The organism is Marinicrinis lubricantis, from assembly GCF_042658665.1.
GTDB lineage: Bacteria > Bacillota > Bacilli > Paenibacillales > KCTC-33676 > Marinicrinis > Marinicrinis lubricantis.
In genome coordinates, this window is sequence record NZ_JBHSQV010000076.1 from 1 (window position 1) to 1364 (window position 1364).

Consider the following 1364-nt stretch of genomic DNA (forward strand, 5'->3'; position numbering starts at 1 on the left):
CCAGGGTAACCAAGTTGAAATGGGCTTTTGCCTTTTGGCCGGTCCGATGTCTGATATTGTTCAATTGAAAGTATTCCTTCAGATAGGCATTTACTCGCTCAACAGCAGATCGTTCTTTTGCAATCTCTTTCCATCGCTCTGAACCACGAGCCGGAGCGGCATACTTTCTAAGGTCGGTCGTGATTTTCATCTTGTAAACCTTCTGGCAAAGTGTATCGTGTGCTAATGGACAACTTTCACATTCCTTCGGCCGAACGTATTTGAGCGTTTCATACTTTGGGTCGTAGCTGTCATAACGATAAGAATGCTCTCTAACGCAGGTGGGTGCGAAGTGTTCATCAAACCCTTCAAGTTCTGGCTCACGTCGACGGTTGTATGCAATAACCGCATGAGCCTTCGCTTCTCGAATTTGCTTGTATATCGGCTCATAATCGTAGCCAGCGTCCATTGTTGCATACTTGAATTTAAAAATTGGATGCTGAGAAGCTATTCCTTTCAAAAGTGGAATCGCAGCTTTTCCGTCATTCAGATTCCCGGAAGAGAGCATCGCTCCAAGGATGTATTGACTTTGCGTTCCTACTACAAGATGACCTTTATAGCCGTACCAGAAGACGTTTTTTCCATCACTGTTTTTCTTGACTCCCCACTGTGGGTCAAGAGGCATTTGCTCCCGTAAAACTTTGAATGGCTCACTGAGTTGTGCAACGATTTCTTTCTCGAAGATTGGCTTTTGCTCCTCTTCTTCTTGCTTTTGTTTTAGCCAAGCTTCGCGTTCGGCTTTCGTTTTTCGACCGCGCTTTTTCGGCTCAGATTTTTCCTTTTCTTGTTTTGCAGGTGCCTGGTCTCGCGCTTCAACGTGTGTGGCATCAATGGCAACCGTATCGTCCGTGACAAATCCTTCTGCAATCGCTTGCTCTAGAAGCTGTTCCTGAATTTCTTCCAGCGCATTGCTTTGACTCATCTTCCGCACCAAGCGAGAATACGAAGCTTGCGAAGGAATCGCTTCGGAAAGCATAAATCCACAATCTAGGCGGAATAAGATGTCATGCTGCAACCGCTTGATCAAATCTTTGATCGTGGGAATGCGCTCAACGATCCTGACGATTAATGAATAGACCATCGCCGTGTAGTTGACCTCAACAGGTGCGCCGTAAAGAGACTTTTTTCTGACCAAACGTAGAACGGGAGTGATATCGATGGTAGTGAAGATCGCTTTAAAACGATCTTTTTGTTCCATTTCGTAAAGATCTTGCAGGGTAAATATACTCTCGTGTCGAATAAATGGCATAGGGAGTTCACCTCATCTCATTTGGTATCGTTTGGTCACTTTACCTATTCGAGATTTGGGGAGGTACTCCTTTTTC

1 protein-coding gene is annotated in these 1364 nt (G+C 45.0%); it reads right to left on the bottom strand.

The features are described from left to right. Nucleotides 1-1288, bottom strand: a 1288-nt coding sequence (locus tag ACFPXP_RS08115; RefSeq protein ID WP_379893733.1) for a transposase, incomplete at its 3' end; no start/stop codon positions are given. Nucleotides 1289-1364: the final 76 nt, after the last annotated feature.